Source organism: Bacillus sp. B1(2022), from assembly GCF_040259625.1.
GTDB classification, from domain to species: Bacteria; Bacillota; Bacilli; order Bacillales; family Bacillaceae; genus Bacillus; species Bacillus velezensis.
Genome location: NZ_JANIFO010000009.1, coordinates 63,949 through 83,792, shown reverse-complemented (window position 1 = coordinate 83,792; position 19,844 = coordinate 63,949). Strand labels below are relative to the sequence as shown.

The following is a 19,844-nucleotide window of genomic DNA, read 5'->3' as shown; positions in this document are numbered from 1 at the left end:
GTGCATGTGGCATTAAAAAAGTGCTGACCTCTGCACAAAATCTTTGCGCGAGTCTGCACTTTTATTATGCAAAATACACTGCCCATTATCATCGATTATGGGAGTTTATTTAATCCGTTCTTAGCCGAGCTGATACCTGACTTTTAGAAGTTTTTTTTAAGTGGGTAAAACCAACAAATTTTTTGCCTTCTTCATCCCATAGGCGGAACTTTAACGAGTTAATACTTGTTGCCAGTGTGATGGTCGGAACGTTTTGCAATGGTTCAGTGTTGTTATGCACGATTTCAAGCTTATAGTTTGGGACTCTTGGGCTTAAATGATGAACATGATGGAAACCGATATTGCCTGTTAACCATTGCATGACTTTTGGAAGCTTATAAAAAGAGCTTCCTTCAACGGCTGCTTTTACATATTCCCAATGCTCATCTTCTTCGAAATATGAATCCTCAAACGTATGCTGAATATAAAACATCCAAATTCCGAGGGATCCCGAGATCATAAAAATTGGCGTCTGGACCAGCAGAAAGGTTTGCCAGCCGATAGCCCAACATAAAAGTGCTGCCAAAGCGACGATCCCCAGGTTTGTTACATATGTATTCATCCGTTCTTTGCGTTTTGCTCCTTTACGATTAAAACGATTGGTAATCCCGAAGACGTAAATCGGTCCGATAATAAACATAACAAACGGATTTCTGTACAAACGGTACATTATTTTTGTCTTAGTTGAGGCTTCTTTATATTCCTCAACAGTCAGTACCCAAATATCGCCCGTACCGCGTTTGTCCAGGTTGCTGCTTGTCGCATGATGGACAGAATGATCGTGTGCCCAATGATCAAACGGATGCAGAGTCAGAATTCCTGTAATTGTTCCAAGGATTCGATTCGCCTTTCGGTTCTTAAAAAAGGAATAGTGGCAGCAATCATGAAAGATGATGAAGGTTCTTACTAAAAAACCTGCTGCAACGACAGAAATGGCTAATGTAAGGAAATAAGAAATGGACAAGCTCTTATATGCCAAATACCATAGCAGGAAAAATGGCACCAATGTGTTAATGATTTGACATATACTTTTTTGTAAATCGGACTTTTCATAGGGTGTAACCAGTTTTCTCAAAGTCCTTAGGTTTTGTTCATTCATTTTTTAAAAATTTCCCCTTCCCTGATGTTCTTCTATGTATCGAAAACGTTTGTCTTTGAAGTCACACCGTCATACACCATAGATGATAAGTATCTTTCCCATTCGTTTGTGAAATTATTGGAAATGAGATACTTTTTTCCAGGCCGATTAAATCTTTATTAGCAGAACCAGCCGGAATACAAAAGGTGTATGAAGATTATACCCAGCTCTTTATCGGGCCAAACTCTCTCCATGCTCCCCAATGTGAATCGGTTTATTTAGACCGTAAACTTTGATTGTTTGAGGAACAAACATGACAAGTTAATACCGTTAAAATAGGGGTATACCTGAGTGATCGTTTGGAAACATCTGCAGAAACAAAGCTGTACCAGTGAACAGCCAAGAATATCTTGTACTTGAACAAGAAACAGCTGAGCTTTTTAAAGAAATCTTTAACAATCAATATGAAGTACTGGGTTTGAAGGCACTCGTGATTCATTTTCACGGTGTTTTCAAACCATAGCTATTAATAGGCATCTTGATTTGCACTGGTATCGACAGGTTTAACAAATAAAACATGAATGAACACATTATTAATTTGCAGTTATTTCCGTTTCGTGATATGATAAAGGAGAATTATTTTTGTTCGTGTAAAGGATAGTATGAATATCGACTTTTCGTCTTGATGATACTTTGGGCAAGGATAGTAATACAATGTGTAACACACTAGGAGGCAACAAAAATGGAACAAGGTACAGTTAAATGGTTTAATGCAGAAAAAGGTTTTGGATTTATCGAACGTGAAAATGGAGACGATGTATTCGTACACTTTTCTGCAATCCAAAGTGACGGATTCAAATCTTTAGACGAAGGTCAAAAAGTAACGTTTGACGTTGAGCAAGGTGCTCGTGGAGCTCAAGCTGCTAACGTTCAAAAAACTGCTTAATCTTCAATCGTTTATACAAACAGGCTCTTTATATAGGGCCTGTTTTTTTATGTTTTCTGTATCATACTGAATAAAAAAACCCTACTCAACGTTCGAGTAGGGACAGTTGCTACAAGGTAAGAAAAAGGTTTAAAACCTCAAAGGATTGTTTACAGTATAACATACCGGATTGACGATATGTGGAATATATATAAATGATTTGTTTTTATGTTCTCAATATCACTGTATGTTATTCTTTGTTACAATTCGCATATCTCTTTTATGAAAAGAAGATAACCACCTGCTATTCACTGTGGAAGCAGATGTAAGAAATTCTTAAAGATAAAGAGGGGAGTGGTTGTTTTTTCTTCTGGAAATAATCACTTAGACCTAAAACAATGAAAGCCCTGCCTCTCTTCCATCCTTACGGCTCCTTGTCCGTGCCAGTGTGAATCAGGATTACAAAAATCAAGTGACTATTTCATCGAGTTTTTTGATAAAACATCAAATGTTCGTTGAAGAAATTTTTAATAATAAAAACAGATTAGATTGTAGGAATAATAAAAGAGGTTAATGTTCTAAAAGTAAGTTGAAGAAGTTAAGCGTCTTCGAAATATTTTAATCGTAATATTCCGAAAACTCGTGGGTGCTTTTTGGAATGCAAAACATTATTTAAAATTAACCTTAGCAGAAACTTTTCATTTGTTTTTCAGTGATTCCTTTAATGACTTCCAGTTCACTAATCAAAAATTCATATGCATGATCCAACATTTTTTTTTCGCTTGAATTAAGTGCTTTTTCTTTCTTCATTCGCATTAAATCACGTACAACTTCAGCGCCTTCTTGTATTTCACCCGTTTTTATTTTGTTCGTGTTTACTATATACCTTTGCTTCCACGGCAGTAACTTATCTGATTCTCCATGCTGAAAAATGTGTATAATGTGTTTTAATGCACGTATATCAGTAACTGGCCGTATATTTGAACTCAATATTTTACGCGTTGGAATCATAACTGTCATATTACTGATTGACATTCTTATGACATAATACTGTTGTTTTTCCTCTAAGAATTGTTTTTCTTCTATGGCTTCAATTGTACCTGCTCCGTGCATTGGATAAACAATGTTATCGCCAATTTGAAACATATAATCCACCTCCATATATGGGAACTTAACTTAAGGTTATCATATATGGAGTGAGATATCAAATTTTTAATGATAACATGGTCATTTATTTGTGTCAATATTTTTTTTAAAAAAACAACATCAAAACAAGAGGGAACCTGTGGGATTCCTAAAAAAGGAAAGATCAATTGGTCCGTGTATATCTTGGAATCTCGACTAATTAACAGAGATCAGTTTTTCGTTGAAAATGAGTTATTAAATTCTCCTTTAGGAGTTCATGACTTGACATCAATGACAGCAATTGAATCCTAGGTTTGTTTACTTTTTTACTTTTTCGATGTCTTCTTCTCCTCAAGGATACCAATCATACAATTAAGAGCATGTTAAGTAAATATGGAGACTTCTTGTGATTAATTTTTTGGGTTTAACGTAAAACAGGTGGGTACTAATATTAACTCTTTATAATCATTCTCATGCCGTCTTGAAAATTGACAGTATACCTGTAAGGGTATAATATTGATTCACAAACATTATCTAGTTAATAATGTAGTGTGATAAAGCATAGTATGAAGTGATAGTTGATAACATGCAAATATATAAATTTCAAAGAAGGAGTTCAACGCATGGAATATGATCAAAAGATTAAAAATCGCTTACGCCGGATAGAAGGACAGATAAAAGGTGTATTGACCATGATGGAACAAGGAAAAGATTGCAGAGAGGTTGTGACCCAACTAGCTGCTTCACGTAATGCGATCGATCGAGCAATGGGTTTGATTGTGAGCACAAACCTTGAACATTGTGTTCGTGAAAGTTTAGAAAAGGGAGAAGACACACAACACTTAGTAAAAGAAGCGGTCGACTTATTGGTAAAGAGCCGATAAAAAAATTCATCAACCTATCATCTTTAAGGTTGACGGATTTTTATATTTATTATAATATACCCCTACCGGTATTTTGGATTGAATAATAGGAGATCTTTCGAAAAAAATTTTAATTCTAATATACCCCTAGGGGTAATAGTGGATAGTCAGGAGAATAAACATGACAAAACAAACAAAACGCACAACAATTGTTTTATTTAGCGGCGAATATGACAAAGCAATGGCAGCCTATATTATTGCAAATGGTGCAGCTGCCTACGATCATGAAGTGACGATCTTCCATACGTTTTGGGGATTAAACGCTTTACGTAAAGAAGAGCTGATTCCAGTGAAAAAAGAATTTCTTGAAAAAATGTTTGGAAAGATGATGCCTCGCGGTGCTGATAAGATGGGTTTATCTAAAATGAACTTTGCAGGTATGGGCCCTAAAATGATTAAAAATGTGATGAAAAAGCATAATGCACTTACGTTGCCTCAGTTGATTGAGATGGCTCAAGAACAAGGTGTAAAGCTCGTAGCTTGTACGATGACAATGGATCTTCTTGGTTTACAGGAAAAAGAACTATTAGATGATATCGACTATGCTGGTGTAGCTGCTTATTTGGCAGATGCTGAAGAAGGCAATGTCAACTTATTTATCTAATGTTGTTCATTGCAAGGGAGGCTATGAATCACGATGGGCAGCGGTGTAATCATCAATACCTTACTCATTTTATTTTTACTGTGGATCGTATTTCGACGTTTTTTCCCATTGCATGGTGTTAAACAAATAACAACTGCTGATTTAAAGTCAGAGCTGAAAAATAAAGATAAACAGTTTATCGATGTACGAACACCCCATGAGTTCCGTACAAGGCATATTAAAGGGTTCAACAATATTCCCTTATCTGACTTGCCTCGTCAAACTCATCAGCTTTCGAAAGACAAAGACGTCTTTGTGATCTGCCAAAGCGGAATGAGAAGTGTAAAGGCAAGTAAAATATTGAAGAAACAAGGGTTTAAACATATCACAAATATAAAAGGGGGTATGAATACATGGCATTAACACCGATTTTTATTTATTTGTATACCCCCGCCCCTATATAAGAAAAGGAGGAAAAAATCGTGAAAGCAAATATTGTATTAGACGCTAAAGGCTTGTCATGCCCAATGCCTATCGTAAAAACAAAGAAGAAAATAAAAGAATTAAAAGCTGGTGACATATTAGAAATTCAAGCAACAGATAAAGGATCGGCGGCAGATCTGCAAGCATGGGCAAAAAGCTCAGGCCATGAATATCTAGGTACTGAAACAGAGGGAGAAGTCCTTTGTCACTTTCTTCGAAAAGGAGGAGAGCATTCATCAGAAAATGCATCTTCAATTCCTGAGATTTCATTAGAAGCTTTCACACAGAAAGTGGATCGTGATGAGTCTCTTCACATTTTAGATGTACGAGAGATAGAGGAGTATGAAGAAGCCCATATCCCCGGAGCGGTGCATATCCCTCTTGGCGAAGTGGAAAAGCGCTCTAACGAATTAAACAAAAATGATGAAATTTATATTATTTGCCATTCAGGAAGAAGAAGTGAAATGGCAGCTCACACCATGAAAAAACAAGGTTTTAAAAAGGTTATTAATGTTATTCCCGGTATGCGGGATTGGACAGGTAAAACAGAAAAAGGAGGTATGTAAACATGACCGTGCAAGCACTTACCGCAAAAGAAGTCACACAAAAAATCTTTCACAAAGAATCTTTATTTATTTTGGATGTACGTAATGAAAATGATTTTAGCGATTGGAAGATTGAAGGACATTATTTTGACCATTTAAATGTACCGTATTTCGATCTTTTAGATGGCGTAGAAGATATCTTGGAGAAAATTCCTTCTGATAAAGAAGTGCTGGTCGTTTGTGCAAAAGAAGGTTCATCTGTCATGGTATCCGAAATGCTTTCTGAAGCAGGTCATTCTGTATCCTATCTTAAGGGCGGAATGAAAGCATGGAGCGAACATTTAGAGCCGGTAAAAGTCGGGGATTTAAAAGATGGCGGTGAGATGTATCAGTTTGTTCGTATCGGTAAAGGCTGCCTGTCATACATGGTCATCTCCAATGGTGAAGCAGCGATTATTGATGCGACACGTATGGCAGATATTTTTATAGACTTTGCGAAAGAGAAGGGCGCGGAGATTACTCACGTATTTGATACACATCTTCACGCAGACCATATTTCAGGCGGCAGAGTCATAGCTGAAAAAACAAAAGCAACCTACTGGTTACCACCGAAGGATGCAGAAGAAGCGGTATTTGATTATCAGCCGCTGGAAGAAGGCAACGATATTGTCATTGGAAACACAAAGATTGGCATTCAACCGATTTATTCACCGGGGCACACGATTGGTTCCACTTCTTTCATTGTCGATGATCAGTATCTTCTTTCAGGTGATATCTTGTTTATTGATTCAATTGGCAGGCCAGACTTAGCCGGTATGGCAGAAGATTGGGCAGGAGATTTAAGAACAACGCTTTTTAGCCGTTACAACGCGTTATCACAGGATTTAATTGTATTACCGGCACACTTTATGATCATTGACGAGCTAAATGAGAATGGAAGTGTTGGTAAAAAACTACGCACATTATTTAGCGAGAACCATGGTTTGAACATTGCGGATGAAACACAATTTAGACACTTAGTAACAGATCATTTGCCTCCGCAGCCAAATGCATACCAAGAGATTCGGGAAACAAACATGGGGAAAATCAGCCCGGATGAAGAAAAACAGCGTGAAATGGAGATTGGTCCAAACCGCTGTGCAATACGGTAACACAAGTTTCTATTAAAAAGAGGAGAGACGAACATGAAATCAGATAAAGTATTAGACGCAAAAGGCCTGGCATGCCCAATGCCAATCGTCAGAACAAAGAAAGCGATGAATGAACTGGAATCAGGTCAAATATTAGAAGTGCATGCAACAGATAAGGGAGCTAAAAGTGATCTTGCAGCTTGGTCTAAATCAGGCGGGCATGACCTTTTAGAGCAAACTGATGAAGGCGATGTATTGAAATTCTGGATTAAAAAAGGCTAATGAATGTGAAAGGGTATCGAATACAAAGATGCCCTTTTTCTTTGAAAGGAGGAACCAAAATGGATATTGCCTTTATCACAACTCTTTTCATTATAGGGTTTATTGGTGCCTTTATTTCCGGAATGATAGGTATTGGCGGATCAGTTATTAATTATCCAATGTTATTATACATTCCTTCTTTAGTGGGAGTGATGTCATTAACTGCCCATGAAGTTTCAGGAATAGGGGCTATTCAAGTTTTCTTTGCGACACTTGGCGGTGTTTGGGCTTATCGTAAAAGTGGTTTTTTAAATAAAGCATTAATTATGTACATGGGAAGCAGCATCCTTTTAGGGAGTGTATTGGGGAGTTACTTTTCTCATTATATATCTGAAAAAGGAATTAACTTTATATACGGAATTCTGGCTATACTAGCAGTTATTTTAATGTTTAAACCTAAAAAAGGACAAGAACATAGCGAAGACGAAGAAGTGATATTTAATAAATGGTTGGCTTCGTCCCTAGCGTTTATCATTGGTGGCGTATCAGGTATTTTAGGAGCTGGCGGCGCCTTTATCCTAGTCCCCATTATGTTATCGATTTTAAATATCCCTGTTAGAATCACAGTCGCTTCATCTCTTGCGATTACATTTCTTTCATCTATTGGCGCAACAGTTGGAAAAGTAATCACGGGCCAGGTTCTTTTTGCACCGGCTCTGGTTCTTATGATTGCTAGTTTAATTGCTTCTCCTATTGGCGCATCTGTTGGGCAAAAAGTAAATACAAAATTCCTGCAATGGATTTTAGCGTTATTAATAAGTGCGACAGCTATTAAAATTTGGTTAGAGCTCCTTTGATATGAGTCAGCGGGTAAAATGAAAGATTAAAAGATTCATCACTCCTTGGTTTCTTATTCATGTTATAACACTTGCTCACGTTCAATAAATGTTTCAAGTGCTTGATGAAATTCTTTTTGATAATGGTGACTTGGGCAAGTCTTGACTATAGTGCGGTGAAAAACATTTGATTTAGTTGCGTCCAGTGTTTTATTTAGGACAGCGTTATGGGACACTATAAACCTGTACGTTTTAAAACGAAGATGGTGATTTTAACAAACATGGAACCCGAGACATGTCATGTAACTTTCTGATGAAAAAAACGACTCCATTTTTACTCCACAATATGAATAAATCTTTGTAAATAACATGATCAATATAAACAAACACTAATATATAAAGGTTTTGTAATAGAAAACACAGTTTCGCTTTATTGAGGGCCCAGCGGGTGAATAACCCGTGAAGGTTCAAGTCCTCTCGGCCGCATCACAATGATACCAAGGGTTCTGACACTTTTGGTATTTTTTGTTTTCAGCTGCCCCGTTACTTAAAGCAAGTCGTCTGGTTTGCCAGCTATCTTTTAAAGTCCCTTTTTCGATTAATGAAATGATAAAATAGGAGAAGACAGCCAAAAAGAAATGAGAGCAGATTCAGATGCGTAACACAAGAATAACTCATCGTGATCGTATTCGTACACATTTTTACAGAGGAGGACAATTATGATTGGAATACTGGCAGGAATGGGGCCAAAATCTACTGGGCCATTTGTAGAAAAGGTAGTAGACGAGTGCCAAAAAATATATGGAGCAATACATGACATGGATTTCCCTCATATGATGATTTATTCTTGTCCGACTCCTTTCTATATGAATAAACCTCTCAATCATACGGACATGGAAAAGGCAATTATTGAGGGGGCTGTAAAGCTTGAAAAAACGGGTGTTGATTTTATTGCAATCCCATGTAATACCGCACATATCTATTTTAATCAAATAAAAAAATCGCTTTCAGTCCCTTTACTAAACATGATTGATGAAACCATAAAAAAAATACCTAAAGGCTCCAAAAAAGCAGCTCTTTTAGCCACTGTTCCTACGGTTCAATCTGGAATATTTCAAGAAGCGTTAAACAGAGAAGGTTATGATTTTTTACATCAAGATAGTTGGCAAATCTATGTCGATCACATAATAGAAAAGATTAAACAAGGTAAAATCAATGAGGCTCGTACATTATATGATGAATTACACCGTGAATTAGCAGAAAAGGTTGATACGGTTATCATTGCATGTACGGATTTAAATATGGTCACGGATCAAAAAAGCAGCGAACTTACCTTTGTTGATTCATCAGCCTGTCTTGCTCAAGCCATTGTAAATAAGTATGTATTATTAACAAAATAAGCCGTCTTATTTATCAGCAAATTCAGGGCGCTTTTTTTCCGTTAAAGCGCCCGGCTTCGGCAAATACATGATCCTCGATTACTTCTTTGAATGTAACTTCCCCGCGTTATTGTTCTTTTAACATTGAATACTTTCGATACGCTTTATAGAAACTGCAGCCAAATAGAACAGCCATAAGGGCGGGAAGCGACCTCAAAAGGGCAAATGGAGTTTCAAATAAAAATGCTTTCCAAAACATTGCGCTTTCCATACTCCACAGACCTTCAGTTAAATACAAACCTGAATCCTTGTAAATCAAATAAGAATAAAACAAGCACAGTAAACCAAAACAAGATGAAAAACTCATTAGTCTTTTATAATAATTACTCTTTGATTGGCGATCCGAGAAGATTTCATTTTGATCATCATCTTCTTTTTGCCAATATCGAGTTCCGCTAAGCCATGGGCTGTTTATATAACTCCAGCCGAAGTCTTCATAGATCTCTTTGTAGTCTTTGAACTTTTTCTTTGATAAATAATCTTGATAATCCAGTCGCATCACATATTTTTTGTCGGTTTTTTCGAAAGTGTATATTCCTAATCCGCTGATATTTGTACAGCGATAGCCTTTTTGTAGGTGCTCGTTCAGCCATTGCTCCTCTTTTTCAATATCAAAAAACATCTTAAATGTCTTCATTCGATTCACTTCCTTCGTGCAGGGATAAAATATGAAGTAATCTGTTTTGTTCCATTTTCAAAATGGCGCTTCCTTCCGCAGTTATCATATAAACTTTTCTCCGGCCCGATTCTCCGACAGGTTCAATCCAGCCATGCTTATTCAAGTTTTCAATCGCGCCGTATAATGTGCCGGCTGCTAAAATAACAGTTCCGTTACTCATCTTTTCGATCTTCTGCATGGCAGCATAGCCATGAAGCGGCTCCCGCAGAGCTAATAAAATATAATGCATGGTTTCAGACAGCGGTAATAATTTATGTTTCATATCCTCATCCTCTATTCAGTCTGACTATATAGTTAAACTTAATACAGTTCAACTGAATAGTCAATGGTCTTTTCAAAATTTGTCAAAGGAACTTGAAAATCAAATCTAAAAAGTCGCTTTTCTTACGTAATGGGAAGCGACTACTGAGTAGTCCTATTCAATTAAATGGCCCGATTGTTGGATGTAATGCTTAACTTCAGTGCTTGAAATGCCGGGTGGTAATAAGCTAAGCTTTCACTTTATCGAATGCCCAGCGTATAAACACCCCGTAAAGGTCCAAACCCTCTCGGTCGCATTAAAAATACCAAGGGTGTTGAGTCCCTTGGTATTTTTTGTTCATTGAATTATTATAAACTTCTAACTTAGTTAATGGCTGTCGTTCCAGTTTTTCTCTATAAATGTATTCACAGGCTGTAAGTTGGTTTTGTTCGCAATTTCAATGACAGCGGGAACCACGGAAGGGTCTGTTTTGGAGAAGTTAGGAATCCGCGGATCTAACCGGAAAAAGCGATCTCCCAGCAGATTCGCGCTGACCATGGATTCATAGTAGCCATTTCCGCCGGAGATCATCTGAAGAAATGGCAGTAATGGTTCATTAGGCGACCTGTCCAAAAGGACTCCCCAATTTGGAGGAAGGTTCTTCAGATTTTCGGGACGTATGTTATCCGCACTCACCATTCCCCATCCCCTCGTATCTCTTCTTAACCGAGTCGGGGCTTCACCTGTACCGATGGATAGTGCCGCAATTTGATCCAGTGGCACGTTGGCTTTACCAACCGCAAACGCGATACTGGCCGTACTGGGGTTCGTTGCCACTACATATCCGTCCACGTAGTTTTGATAGGCTCGCTGCGTCGCGGGAGCACCGCTGCTCCGCAGTATGACATCACTCACTTTCTCATTTAAATAGGGAGAGCCGGGAAAGTTGTGAAATAATACGGGCGTCCAACGATCCAGTGCTGGGGAGTATAATTTGAATGAAGGGACAACAATTCGTTTTCTTACATCTTTAAGACGAAGGCCTGGCGGGAAAAAGTTTCGTACTGCTTTAATAAAACCGGAATATGGTAATTGTTGATTGAAAACAGGTCCTCCCGGCCGCGAAGTGCTGAATGCGGGCAGGATTTCATCCTCAAAATACTGAAGTGTTTCCTTCGGAGATCTTCCGCTTGCTAATGCAAGGGCAGTAAATGAACCGATTGAATTTCCCGCAAATACATGGGTTCGGCTTATTAATGCTGGATTTTCTTCAGCTAGTCTGTTCAATAGTTGTAAACTTAAAGCACCTAAGGTACCGCCCCCGTCAAAGGTCATGATCCGATACTTTGCCAAAGCTGATTTCTCCTTTCTGATGAAAACTATCATTCAGTATATGTTCAACCAGAGTCTATTGTATGGATGAATGAATATCTCATACCATAAAAATTGCTCAATTTATCAATCTAACGGGGTGGGAAAGAAAATATTTTTAAGTTTAAGAGGCGGATCATGAAGGTATTCCATGGGAAGAAGGAGAATAGGTTATAAAAATAAAAGGGGGAAAAATATTTGAATACGATTGACCTTATCGTTTTACATTTTGAAGAGGTGAGACGGCGAAGCATCAAGTTATGGACAGCTATACCTGAGGAAAAAATGGACTGGCGCCCGGATTCCGAAGCCATGTCGTGTAAAGAAATGATAAGACACATATTAGAAGCAGAATTTCTTTATCATCAAATTTTAATGAAAAATATGAGTGAGTTTTCAGAGGAAACTATTAATCCTTATGAATCAAAAATGTTTACCACTGTAAGCGAAGAATTAGAATTTGCAAAACCGTATCGGGCCGAGTTTTTGACATTCATCAAATCGTTAAACGAAACAGATTTAACAAATATAAAGATTGACAGGTCTGATGTTGGATATATTCGCGAACTAGGAGACATGTTATTAAGAATCGCTTATCATGAGTCCGTACATACCGGTCAGCTTTTAGATTATCTCAGAACTGCTAAGGTTGACAGGCCTTTAATTTGGGACTAGTTAAATGATAGAGTTTTACAAGGAAAGCGGAAAGAATGGAATATAAACCGATTAATTTTCAAGAGAAATTAGCTGCGTTCCAAGATCAATGGTCTCCAAAAGTAATCGCTGAAATGAATGACTATCAATTTAAACTTGTTAAGGTACAAGGGGATTTTGTTTGGCATAAGCATGACGAAACAGATGAAGTCTTCATTGTCATTGAGGGTAATTTAATCATTGAATTTCGTGATGGAGAAGTAACATTAAATGAAGGTGAAATGTTTGTCATTCCGAAAAATGTTGAACATAAACCTTATGCAGAATCAGAGTGTAACATTTTGCTTGTAGAACCTAAAGGTGTTGTGAATACCGGGCAGAAAATAACTGATCAAACAGCTGAAAATGATGTCTGGGTCTAGCCTGTAACAAAAAAACGATCAAAAAATCCGAAAGATCGAATGACGATTAGAGAAAATGATCAGGAAAACCAATTAAGAATGATTTTTGGTTAATTGTTGAAAAATTTTGTTAATATTATAATACATTGTTTGGAAATGTAATCATTTTATAAGGAGTTTTCTAATTGCGTTGGAGTAAATGGTTCAATATTATTTGCATAGCAGCATTGGGATCAGTATATGGCTATAAATTGTTTACTAACCAAGAAGTCAGTACGACTCGTGTAATCATAGCTGCTGCAATTATCTTGTGGAACATTGTCGGACTTTTTAGCAAAGAACCAGTAAAACAAACACAGCAAGCAAACTAAAAGTCAAAAACACAAAAAGTTGGTACAGAAGGATGCTGCAGCGCGCAGCATCCTTTTTATCATTTTCACAAAAAAACCAAGGGTTTAACCCCTTGGTTTTTTCGCAGTCTCCCTTTTTACGCTGCTTATCATAAACATTTAAGTTTCATCAAGCATCCAGAATCTGTTGTATCGATAAATGAAAATTATCCTAAAATGTGCCGGTTCATCAAAATACCAGTCCAAGCTGCAGTTATTTCTTTACATAGTATGTAAAGATTAAAAAATGAGAGAAGGAGTGGCGTAATGTATTATAACGAAGGTGAAGATCAACAGTACGTTCAGAAGAAAAAGCCATACAACGAAGCCTGTGACCTAGGCCATGATTTTGATATGGCGGACGACGCAGCAAGAGCGGAAGCAGCAAGAGAAGCAGAAGCGAGAGCCAGAGCGGAAGAGGCAATAGCAAGAGCGGAAGAAGCAAGAGCCAGAGCAGCAGAAGCGGCAAAATTAGCAGCAGAAGCAAAGGTAAAAGCGGCAAAATTAGCAGCAAAAGCGAAATGTAAAAAACGTCATAAGAAAGAGAAAAAACAGGATTGCAAACGTAAGCACAAGAAGAAAAAATAAGAGCTTTTCATCATGTAAAAGATAAGATTCAATGTGTATTGATTTTAACCGTACAGGGGTGCAAAAACGATAAAGAATAAGATTCTTTGTCGGGGGATCAAGCAGAAAGATTGCTCAGCCGGTGTCTCAGCAGAACCACGCATGGCAGGGCAAACATAATTTTCTATGGACTTCCATAGTTTGGTCGGGATATAACGCCAATAAATGTAAGTGCCTATTATGATAAAAAAGGCAGGAGAGACAAGAGTTTCGGCAGCTTGCCGCTCTTGTCTTTTTTTTTTGTTTTTATATCATCTTCGCGTATATGTGTCTATTTTTAAGTTTGCAGAACATCTGTCTAAGAATTTGTCCAATTCCTACATATACTGGTATCGGAATCAAATGCTTATTGGGAGTGAAATAGATGGGATCAGCACAGTTAACGGGACGCGTCATCTTCAAAGGGGACCCCGGCTATACAGAGGCGGTTAAGAATTGGAACCCTTATGTTGATGTCTGTCCGCTTGTCTTTGTTTTTGCACAAAATTCATACGATGTAAGTAATGCTATTAAATGGGCTCGTGAGAAGAATGTGCCTATGCGTGTCAGAAGCGGCCGCCATGCTCTGGATAAAAATCTTTCCACGGTAAGTGATGGGATTGTTATTGATGTGAGTGACATGAATAAAGTTTTCTTAGATGAAAAAAACGCGGTAGCAACCGTTCAAACCGGTATTCACGTCGGCCCGCTTGTAAAAGGTTTAGCTCGGGAAGGTTTTATGGCCCCGTTCGGAGACAGTCCAACCGTCGGAATCGGAGGAATCACAATGGGAGGCGGATTTGGAGTGCTTTCCCGATCGATCGGCCTGATAAGCGATAACCTTCTCGCACTGAAAATGGTAGATGCCAAAGGCAGGATTATTCAAGCAAATCAATCCCGCAATGAAGATTTACTGTGGGCTTCCAGAGGCGGCGGGGGAGGCAATTTCGGATATAATACCCAATATACATTCAAAGTTCACCGTGCCCCTAAAACCGCAACCGTCTTTAATATCATTTGGCCGTGGGAACAGTTAGAAACGGTATTTAAAGCGTGGCAAAAATGGGCGCCGTTTACAGACGAACGATTAGGATGCTACCTTGAGATTTACAGCAAAGTAAATGGCTTGTGCCATGTGGAAGGATTGTTCCTCGGTTCAAAACCAGAGCTGGTTCAATTATTAAAACCTTTATTAAATGCCGGAACACCGGCACAAACAGTAATCAAAACACTATACTACCCGGATTGTATAGATTTCTTAGATCCTGACGAACCGATTCCCGGCAGATCTGATCAGAGTGTTAAATTCTCCTCGGCGTGGGCGCTCAATCTTTGGCCGGAAGAACCTATTGCAGTAATGAGACAATTTTTGGAAAAAGCGACTGGGACAGAAACCAATTTCTTTTTTATCAATTGGGGCGGCGCGATAAGCAGAGTTCCAAGCAGTGAAACAGCCTTCTATTGGCGCCGTCCGTTGTTTTATACGGAATGGACGGCCAGTTGGAAAAATAAATCACAAGAAGCTTCGAATCTTGCATCAGTTGAAAGAGTGCGTCAGCTGATGAAACCATATGTAACAGGTTCATATGTGAATGTTCCGGATCAAAATATCGAGAACTTCGGAAAAGCATATTATGGCTCAAACTTTGCAAGGCTTCAAAGAATAAAGGCGAAATACGATCCCGAAAATGTATTCCGTTTTCCGCAAAGCATCCCGCCATCGTATAAATAGTTTGATCGTTTTTGGAAACAAATAAAAAACACACCAGAACATTCAGGTGTGTTTTTATTGTTGCTAAATGTGGTTATTCACTTATATCCCAGTGCGGATTCCAAACGATTTCCCATAAGTGTCCATCGGGGTCTTGGAAGTGACCGGAGTATCCGCCCCAAAAAGTATCATGAGCGGGATCAGTTATCGTTGCTCCTGCCTGTTTTGCCTGTTCCATGACTTTATCGGCTTCAGCTTTACTGGCCAACATTATGTCCTAATGTAAATTCTGCAGGGCTTGGCGCAGTTAACGTAACGTTTGTTTCATGTGCGATGTCATTGCGGTTCCAAATGGCAAGTTTCAGTCCTGTTTGTAAGTCAAAAAAGGCAACTGCACCATGTTCAAATGCTGTACCGGCTATTCCCTCTGTAGGCAGACCCAAGCCATCTCGATAGAAGTGAAGCGATTTTTCTAAATTGTCTGCGCCTAAAGTAATTACTGTAATCCGCGGCTTCATAGCAATCATTGATCAAGAGCAATATAAAGTATTGGACATTTTCATTGAAAAGATTTTGACATTTCAGTAAAGAACCTATATATTCATATATGAGCACATAATCATATAATGTTATTTTTTTGTCCATGTTAGAATGCTTCATAACAGAAAAGAAATAATAAATGCAGTGTATGAGATAAGGAGGAGATTTTTATGGGTCACAATCACAATCACGCTGGCGGATCCAATAAGAAGGTTTTATTGATCTCTTTTATCATGATTACAGGTTATATGATAATAGAAGCGATAGGCGGATTTTTAACCAATAGTTTAGCGCTTTTGTCTGATGCAGGCCATATGCTGAGTGACTCGATCTCATTAATGGTTGCTCTGATTGCTTTTAAATTGGCCGAAAAAAAGGCAAGTCATCATAAGACATTCGGCTACAAACGATTTGAGATTCTCGCAGCTGTGATAAACGGTGTTGCATTAATATTGATTTCCCTTTACATCATTTATGAAGCAATCAAACGTTTCTCTCATCCGCCGGAGGTAGCAACAACCGGCATGCTGACGATTAGTATTATCGGGTTAGCGGTGAATATATTGGTCGCTTGGATTATGCTGAACGGCGGAGATACAAAGAATAACCTGAACATAAGAGGGGCTTACTTACATGTGATAAGTGACATGCTCGGATCTGTAGGTGCCATACTGGCTGCGATCCTTATCATCTTCTTCGGGTGGAGCTGGGCAGATCCAGCGGCCAGTGTCATTGTGGCTATTCTTGTTCTGAGAAGCGGTTACCATGTGACGAAAGACTCCATTCACGTATTAATGGAAGGAACTCCGGAAAATATCGATGTCACTGACATCATTCATACAATTGAAGAGACAGAAGGAATTCAAAGCATTCATGATTTGCACATATGGTCTATCACAAGCGGATTGAATGCTCTTTCCTGCCACGCTGTTGTTAACGATCAACTGACCATTTCAGAAAGCGAAAGTATTTTACGCAAAATTGAACATGAACTTGGAGATAAAGGCATTACACATGTAACCATTCAAATGGAAACAGCAGCGCATAATCACGACAATACGATTCTTTGTCAGGCCCAAACTGAGAATCCGCGTGACCATCATCATCATTAAAGGAGGAAATAGGGACTCACTTTGTCTGCTGACAATTAAGATAAAACCGGAGGGGGGATTCATATGTACGACACGATAGTAATCGGAGCCGGTCAGGCAGGAATCTCAGCAGGATATTATCTAAAGAAGTCGAAACAAAAGTTTATCATTTTGGATAAAAGTCATGAAGTGGGAGAAAGCTGGAAAAACCGGTATGACTCATTGGTTTTATTTACTTCTCGAATGTACAGCTCTTTGCCTGGAATGCAGCTTGAAGGAGACAAGCATGGACTCCCTTCAAAAAATGAAATTGCTGCTTATCTGAAAAAATATGTTGAAAGATTTGAAATCCCGATCCAATTACGGACAGAAGTAATAAGTGTCCAAAAATTAAAGAACTATTTCTTAATAAAAACAAACCGGGAAGAATACCAAACGAAGAATCTTGTGATGGCCGCAGGTCCTTTTCATACCCCTAACATTCCATCAATATCAAGGGATGTAGCCGATCATATTCATCAATTACATTCTTCACAATATAAACATTCAAAACAACTGGCGCCTGGGAATGTACTGGTAGTCGGCGGCGGGAATAGCGGGGCTCAGATAGCTGTTGAATTATCCAAAGAAAGAGTTACATATTTGGCTTGCAGTAATAAACCGGTTTATTTCCCTTTATGGATTGGAAAAAGAAGCATCTTTTGGTGGTTTGATAAATTAGGAGTTTTACATGCAAGTCATACATCAATATTAGGCAAGTTCATTCAGAAGAAAGGCGACCCCATATTTGGGTATGAATTAAAACATGCAATAAGACAGAAGAAGATCATCTTAAAACAAAGAGTCATAGCCGGAAAGCAAAATGAAATGATTTTTAAAGATTCATCTTCATTAGAAGTAAACAATATCATTTGGGCAACTGGTTTTAAGAATCCGCTTTGTTGGATGAAAATAGAAGGTGTTTTGGATAAGGAAGGCCGAATTATACATCACCGGGGTGTTTCAGCTGTGGAAGGATTGTATTTTATTGGTTTGCCTTGGCAGCATAGGCGAGGTTCAGCGCTGCTTCAAGGTGTAGGAAATGATGCTGAATACATTGTAAAACAAATGAACGGTGGATAGACAGAGGAGAGCAGTAACTTACGTGTTTACTGCTCTTTTTTGTGTTGAATAAGTACGGTTATGTGACTGTGTAAAGCCGAAAAAATCTTTTGGCTTAATTAATAAGAAGATCCCTGACTCATTGATTGTGCAACATTCTGACGTACTTCCCGAGCTAACTGCGCGGCACGTAAGGAAGCCTGCCAAATAGCCGGACTCACTGCAGATTGACTGATGGATAATGCCTGTTGTGTGGCTGGAACCATTGGTCTTAGGAGATTTTCCGCCTCGTCTACAGATGACGCGTATTGGTGACCGGCTGCTCTTCTCAGGTCTGCTATCGCTGCGGGGAAGTTTGACCATAGACGAAGTATTGAATTCATGCAGCCAACCATAAGAGGAAAATGAGGAGCCCGGCCTTGTCCGGAGGCGAGAAGCTCTGCTGCGCCTAAAGCGGAATAAACGTGATAGCTCAACGGAGTAAGATATTTCGCGTGTACAATATGAAGTTCTCGTAATCCCCAAGTGTCTGGAAGAAATCTGAATTCTGAACTCATACCGCATCCCAGAGCGAGTGCTCTGCTGACAGCCTGCAAGTGTTTCACTACCGCAGCCATTGATTGTTGAAAGGAGGATGAGTGTATTGGAATTTGTTGAATCGCAGATAAATGGCTTCGCATTTTAATATTTGCCTGACTTAAATCAGGCTGCTGTCTGTAATCATATACATAATACGGATAATAATAATACATATCTAAACTCCCTTTATGAATGACTTTTAGGAGCAGGATATGCACCCAGATTGTTTTTGATAAGGGCATGTGCCTAAATTATCCATCAGTGCAACGATTTTAGTCCGCGCATATTCAGTTGGTATTTTTTATGCAAACGGATTTAGTGGCCAAAACGTTTCTGCTAACTTAAGTCTTTTAGGCTGAACAAGGGAATTTCTTAGTACGGCACACTCTCATTACCAAAAGCATAGGATAATATCACAAAAATTTAAAATTGCGGGGATGAAAAATGTATTATATACCTTTTTCGCATCAATATTATTATTGTGTGAATGTACCGATGTATAGCGATGGAAGATCTGTTTATTGGACTTTTCCAAATAACTATGATCCTTCATACGAAGATAGAAACCTTCTCTTGAAAGATTATGGACCAAAACCATTCGTTGTGAATATCAATAAAGCCGCAAAACAAAACAATACATTCCGTACGGCCCTATGGACGGGAAAACATTTTCAAATTACTTTAATGAGTATCGGCATTGGAGAAGATATCGGTTTGGAAATCCACCCCCACGTAGATCAATTCTTACGGATTGAGCAAGGCCGGGGGATCGTTAAAATGGGTAAGAGCAAGGAACATTTAACTTTCCAAAGAAATGTCTATGATGACTTTGCCATTGTTGTCCCTGCCGGCACTTGGCACAATGTTGTGAATACAGGTAATACGCCGTTAAAACTGTATTCAATTTATGCTCCTCCTAACCATCCGTTTGGTACAGTTCATGTGACAAAGGCCGATGCAGCGGCTGCGGAAGATTAGTATAGGATTCCAGAGGACTTTACTGCTGCAAAGACTATAGGAAAAAATCGTATTTGGACAGCATCATTAAATAAAGCGATTGAATGGCTGAAAAAATATTAACGTTTCAGCTTGTCATAGTGCAGTTGATGCGATG

The 19,844-nt window shown here is 38.6% G+C and carries 23 protein-coding genes and 2 pseudogenes; 18 read left to right on the top strand and 7 right to left on the bottom strand.

Annotated elements, in window-relative coordinates; genetic code table 11:
* Nucleotides 1-109 precede the first annotated feature (109 nt).
* Nucleotides 110-1,138 carry a Delta(5) desaturase DesA gene (gene desA, locus NQS30_RS15725; RefSeq protein WP_167340514.1) on the bottom strand — a complete coding sequence of 343 codons (1,029 nt, stop codon included), beginning with the start codon at nt 1,136-1,138 and terminating at the stop codon, nt 110-112.
* 113 nt (nt 1,139-1,251) lie between these two features.
* Between desA and NQS30_RS15720 the strand changes: the two genes are divergently transcribed.
* The gene (locus NQS30_RS15720; RefSeq protein WP_123912789.1) at nt 1,252-1,413 is read left to right on the top strand and encodes a molecular chaperone TorD family protein; all 162 of its coding nucleotides are present in this window, start codon (nt 1,252-1,254) and stop codon (nt 1,411-1,413) included.
* 446 nt (nt 1,414-1,859) lie between these two features.
* On the top strand, nt 1,860-2,063 hold the full coding sequence (gene cspC, locus NQS30_RS15715) for a cold shock protein CspC (protein ID WP_003156143.1): 204 nt from the start codon (nt 1,860-1,862) through the stop codon (nt 2,061-2,063).
* 663 nt (nt 2,064-2,726) lie between these two features.
* Here cspC and NQS30_RS15710 read toward each other — a convergent pair.
* On the bottom strand, nt 2,727-3,188 hold the full coding sequence (locus NQS30_RS15710) for a CarD family transcriptional regulator (RefSeq protein WP_059368304.1): 462 nt from the start codon (nt 3,186-3,188) through the stop codon (nt 2,727-2,729).
* Between the two features lie 602 nt (nt 3,189-3,790).
* Between NQS30_RS15710 and NQS30_RS15705 the strand changes: the two genes are divergently transcribed.
* The 8 genes and pseudogenes from NQS30_RS15705 (at nt 3,791) to NQS30_RS15670 (ending at nt 9,328) form a co-directional block, all read left to right on the top strand.
* The gene (locus tag NQS30_RS15705; RefSeq protein WP_003156141.1) at nt 3,791-4,051 is read left to right on the top strand and encodes a metal-sensitive transcriptional regulator; all 261 of its coding nucleotides are present in this window, start codon (nt 3,791-3,793) and stop codon (nt 4,049-4,051) included.
* 160 nt (nt 4,052-4,211) lie between these two features.
* Nucleotides 4,212-4,694, top strand: coding sequence for a DsrE/DsrF/DrsH-like family protein (locus tag NQS30_RS15700; protein ID WP_012116892.1), 483 nt, complete (start codon nt 4,212-4,214; stop codon nt 4,692-4,694).
* A 33-nt stretch (nt 4,695-4,727) separates the two neighbouring features.
* The gene (locus NQS30_RS15695; RefSeq protein WP_012116893.1) at nt 4,728-5,096 is read left to right on the top strand and encodes a rhodanese-like domain-containing protein; all 369 of its coding nucleotides are present in this window, start codon (nt 4,728-4,730) and stop codon (nt 5,094-5,096) included.
* Between the two features lie 56 nt (nt 5,097-5,152).
* Nucleotides 5,153-5,722, top strand: a complete 570-nt coding sequence (locus NQS30_RS15690) for a sulfurtransferase TusA family protein (RefSeq protein WP_025284292.1) — start codon at nt 5,153-5,155, stop codon at nt 5,720-5,722.
* Nucleotides 5,688-6,852 (top strand): annotated as a pseudogene (locus NQS30_RS15685) (MBL fold metallo-hydrolase). The gene NQS30_RS15690 and the pseudogene NQS30_RS15685 overlap by 35 nt, the downstream one beginning before the upstream one ends.
* 33 nt (nt 6,853-6,885) lie before the next feature.
* Nucleotides 6,886-7,113: a sulfurtransferase TusA family protein gene (locus tag NQS30_RS15680; RefSeq protein WP_012116896.1), complete on the top strand. Its 228-nt coding sequence runs from the start codon at nt 6,886-6,888 to the stop codon at nt 7,111-7,113.
* 59 nt (nt 7,114-7,172) lie between these two features.
* The gene (locus NQS30_RS15675; protein ID WP_167340515.1) at nt 7,173-7,949 is read left to right on the top strand and encodes a sulfite exporter TauE/SafE family protein; all 777 of its coding nucleotides are present in this window, start codon (nt 7,173-7,175) and stop codon (nt 7,947-7,949) included.
* Between the two features lie 698 nt (nt 7,950-8,647).
* Nucleotides 8,648-9,328, top strand: a complete 681-nt coding sequence (locus tag NQS30_RS15670) for an aspartate/glutamate racemase family protein (RefSeq protein ID WP_099566431.1) — start codon at nt 8,648-8,650, stop codon at nt 9,326-9,328.
* A gap of 106 nt (nt 9,329-9,434) precedes the next feature.
* Here NQS30_RS15670 and NQS30_RS15665 read toward each other — a convergent pair whose 3' ends face one another.
* The 3 genes from NQS30_RS15665 to cotR all read right to left on the bottom strand — a co-directional run bounded on the left by NQS30_RS15665 (nt 9,435) and on the right by cotR (nt 11,640).
* Complete coding sequence (locus tag NQS30_RS15665) at nt 9,435-10,004, bottom strand: DUF2812 domain-containing protein (protein ID WP_025284296.1); 570 nt, start codon at nt 10,002-10,004, stop codon at nt 9,435-9,437.
* A complete protein-coding gene (locus tag NQS30_RS15660; protein ID WP_015239232.1) occupies nt 9,991-10,308 on the bottom strand; it encodes a PadR family transcriptional regulator in 318 nt (105 codons plus the stop codon). The genes NQS30_RS15665 and NQS30_RS15660 overlap by 14 nt, the downstream gene beginning before the upstream one ends.
* A 366-nt stretch (nt 10,309-10,674) precedes the next feature.
* Nucleotides 10,675-11,640, bottom strand: coding sequence for a sporulation hydrolase CotR (cotR, locus tag NQS30_RS15655; protein WP_032866849.1), 966 nt, complete (start codon nt 11,638-11,640; stop codon nt 10,675-10,677).
* A gap of 216 nt (nt 11,641-11,856) precedes the next feature.
* On the opposite strand from cotR, the gene NQS30_RS15650 reads away from it, so the two are divergent.
* From NQS30_RS15650 to NQS30_RS15630, 5 genes are all read left to right on the top strand, one after another.
* The gene (locus tag NQS30_RS15650; RefSeq protein ID WP_025284300.1) at nt 11,857-12,333 is read left to right on the top strand and encodes a DinB family protein; all 477 of its coding nucleotides are present in this window, start codon (nt 11,857-11,859) and stop codon (nt 12,331-12,333) included.
* 35 nt (nt 12,334-12,368) lie between these two features.
* The gene (locus NQS30_RS15645) at nt 12,369-12,734 is read left to right on the top strand and encodes a cupin domain-containing protein (protein ID WP_025284301.1); all 366 of its coding nucleotides are present in this window, start codon (nt 12,369-12,371) and stop codon (nt 12,732-12,734) included.
* Between the two features lie 164 nt (nt 12,735-12,898).
* Nucleotides 12,899-13,084, top strand: a complete 186-nt coding sequence (locus NQS30_RS15640) for a hypothetical protein (RefSeq protein ID WP_015239236.1) — start codon at nt 12,899-12,901, stop codon at nt 13,082-13,084.
* 285 nt (nt 13,085-13,369) lie between these two features.
* Nucleotides 13,370-13,690, top strand: a complete 321-nt coding sequence (locus NQS30_RS15635; protein ID WP_015239237.1) for a hypothetical protein — start codon at nt 13,370-13,372, stop codon at nt 13,688-13,690.
* A gap of 403 nt (nt 13,691-14,093) precedes the next feature.
* Nucleotides 14,094-15,440 (top strand): FAD-binding oxidoreductase, encoded by a 1,347-nt coding sequence (locus NQS30_RS15630; RefSeq protein ID WP_007609656.1) that lies wholly within the window; start codon nt 14,094-14,096, stop codon nt 15,438-15,440.
* Between the two features lie 73 nt (nt 15,441-15,513).
* Here NQS30_RS15630 and NQS30_RS15625 read toward each other — a convergent pair.
* Nucleotides 15,514-15,937, bottom strand: a pseudogene (locus NQS30_RS15625) (VOC family protein).
* Between the two features lie 192 nt (nt 15,938-16,129).
* Here NQS30_RS15625 and NQS30_RS15620 point away from each other — a divergent pair.
* Both NQS30_RS15620 and NQS30_RS15615 read left to right on the top strand, forming a co-directional pair.
* Complete coding sequence (locus NQS30_RS15620; protein WP_015239240.1) at nt 16,130-17,071, top strand: cation diffusion facilitator family transporter; 942 nt, start codon at nt 16,130-16,132, stop codon at nt 17,069-17,071.
* A gap of 63 nt (nt 17,072-17,134) precedes the next feature.
* Nucleotides 17,135-18,172 (top strand): flavin-containing monooxygenase, encoded by a 1,038-nt coding sequence (locus NQS30_RS15615; RefSeq protein WP_015239241.1) that lies wholly within the window; start codon nt 17,135-17,137, stop codon nt 18,170-18,172.
* A 98-nt stretch (nt 18,173-18,270) separates the two neighbouring features.
* On the opposite strand, the gene NQS30_RS15610 is transcribed toward NQS30_RS15615, so the two are convergent.
* Nucleotides 18,271-18,903, bottom strand: a complete 633-nt coding sequence (locus NQS30_RS15610) for a hypothetical protein (RefSeq protein ID WP_015239242.1) — start codon at nt 18,901-18,903, stop codon at nt 18,271-18,273.
* A gap of 271 nt (nt 18,904-19,174) precedes the next feature.
* Between NQS30_RS15610 and NQS30_RS15605 the strand changes: the two genes are divergently transcribed.
* Nucleotides 19,175-19,708 carry a cupin domain-containing protein gene (locus NQS30_RS15605; protein WP_015239243.1) on the top strand — a complete coding sequence of 178 codons (534 nt, stop codon included), beginning with the start codon at nt 19,175-19,177 and terminating at the stop codon, nt 19,706-19,708.
* The last annotated feature ends 136 nt before the right edge of the window (nt 19,709-19,844 follow it).

What these genes read in the sequence shown, in the direction of transcription:
- desA (WP_167340514.1), bottom strand. Translation starts at nt 1,138, where the DNA reads ATGAATGAACAAAACCTAAGGACTTTGAGAAAACTGGTTACACCCTAT.
- cspC (WP_003156143.1), top strand. Translation starts at nt 1,860, where the DNA reads ATGGAACAAGGTACAGTTAAATGGTTTAATGCAGAAAAAGGTTTTGGA.
- NQS30_RS15710 (WP_059368304.1), bottom strand. Translation starts at nt 3,188, where the DNA reads ATGTTTCAAATTGGCGATAACATTGTTTATCCAATGCACGGAGCAGGT.
- NQS30_RS15705 (WP_003156141.1), top strand. Translation starts at nt 3,791, where the DNA reads ATGGAATATGATCAAAAGATTAAAAATCGCTTACGCCGGATAGAAGGA.
- NQS30_RS15700 (WP_012116892.1), top strand. Translation starts at nt 4,212, where the DNA reads ATGACAAAACAAACAAAACGCACAACAATTGTTTTATTTAGCGGCGAA.
- NQS30_RS15695 (WP_012116893.1), top strand. Translation starts at nt 4,728, where the DNA reads ATGGGCAGCGGTGTAATCATCAATACCTTACTCATTTTATTTTTACTG.
- NQS30_RS15680 (WP_012116896.1), top strand. Translation starts at nt 6,886, where the DNA reads ATGAAATCAGATAAAGTATTAGACGCAAAAGGCCTGGCATGCCCAATG.
- NQS30_RS15675 (WP_167340515.1), top strand. Translation starts at nt 7,173, where the DNA reads ATGGATATTGCCTTTATCACAACTCTTTTCATTATAGGGTTTATTGGT.
- NQS30_RS15670 (WP_099566431.1), top strand. Translation starts at nt 8,648, where the DNA reads ATGATTGGAATACTGGCAGGAATGGGGCCAAAATCTACTGGGCCATTT.
- NQS30_RS15665 (WP_025284296.1), bottom strand. Translation starts at nt 10,004, where the DNA reads ATGAAGACATTTAAGATGTTTTTTGATATTGAAAAAGAGGAGCAATGG.
- NQS30_RS15660 (WP_015239232.1), bottom strand. Translation starts at nt 10,308, where the DNA reads ATGAAACATAAATTATTACCGCTGTCTGAAACCATGCATTATATTTTA.
- NQS30_RS15645 (WP_025284301.1), top strand. Translation starts at nt 12,369, where the DNA reads ATGGAATATAAACCGATTAATTTTCAAGAGAAATTAGCTGCGTTCCAA.
- NQS30_RS15635 (WP_015239237.1), top strand. Translation starts at nt 13,370, where the DNA reads ATGTATTATAACGAAGGTGAAGATCAACAGTACGTTCAGAAGAAAAAG.
- NQS30_RS15630 (WP_007609656.1), top strand. Translation starts at nt 14,094, where the DNA reads ATGGGATCAGCACAGTTAACGGGACGCGTCATCTTCAAAGGGGACCCC.
- NQS30_RS15620 (WP_015239240.1), top strand. Translation starts at nt 16,130, where the DNA reads ATGGGTCACAATCACAATCACGCTGGCGGATCCAATAAGAAGGTTTTA.
- NQS30_RS15615 (WP_015239241.1), top strand. Translation starts at nt 17,135, where the DNA reads ATGTACGACACGATAGTAATCGGAGCCGGTCAGGCAGGAATCTCAGCA.
- NQS30_RS15610 (WP_015239242.1), bottom strand. Translation starts at nt 18,903, where the DNA reads ATGTATTATTATTATCCGTATTATGTATATGATTACAGACAGCAGCCT.
- NQS30_RS15605 (WP_015239243.1), top strand. Translation starts at nt 19,175, where the DNA reads ATGTATTATATACCTTTTTCGCATCAATATTATTATTGTGTGAATGTA.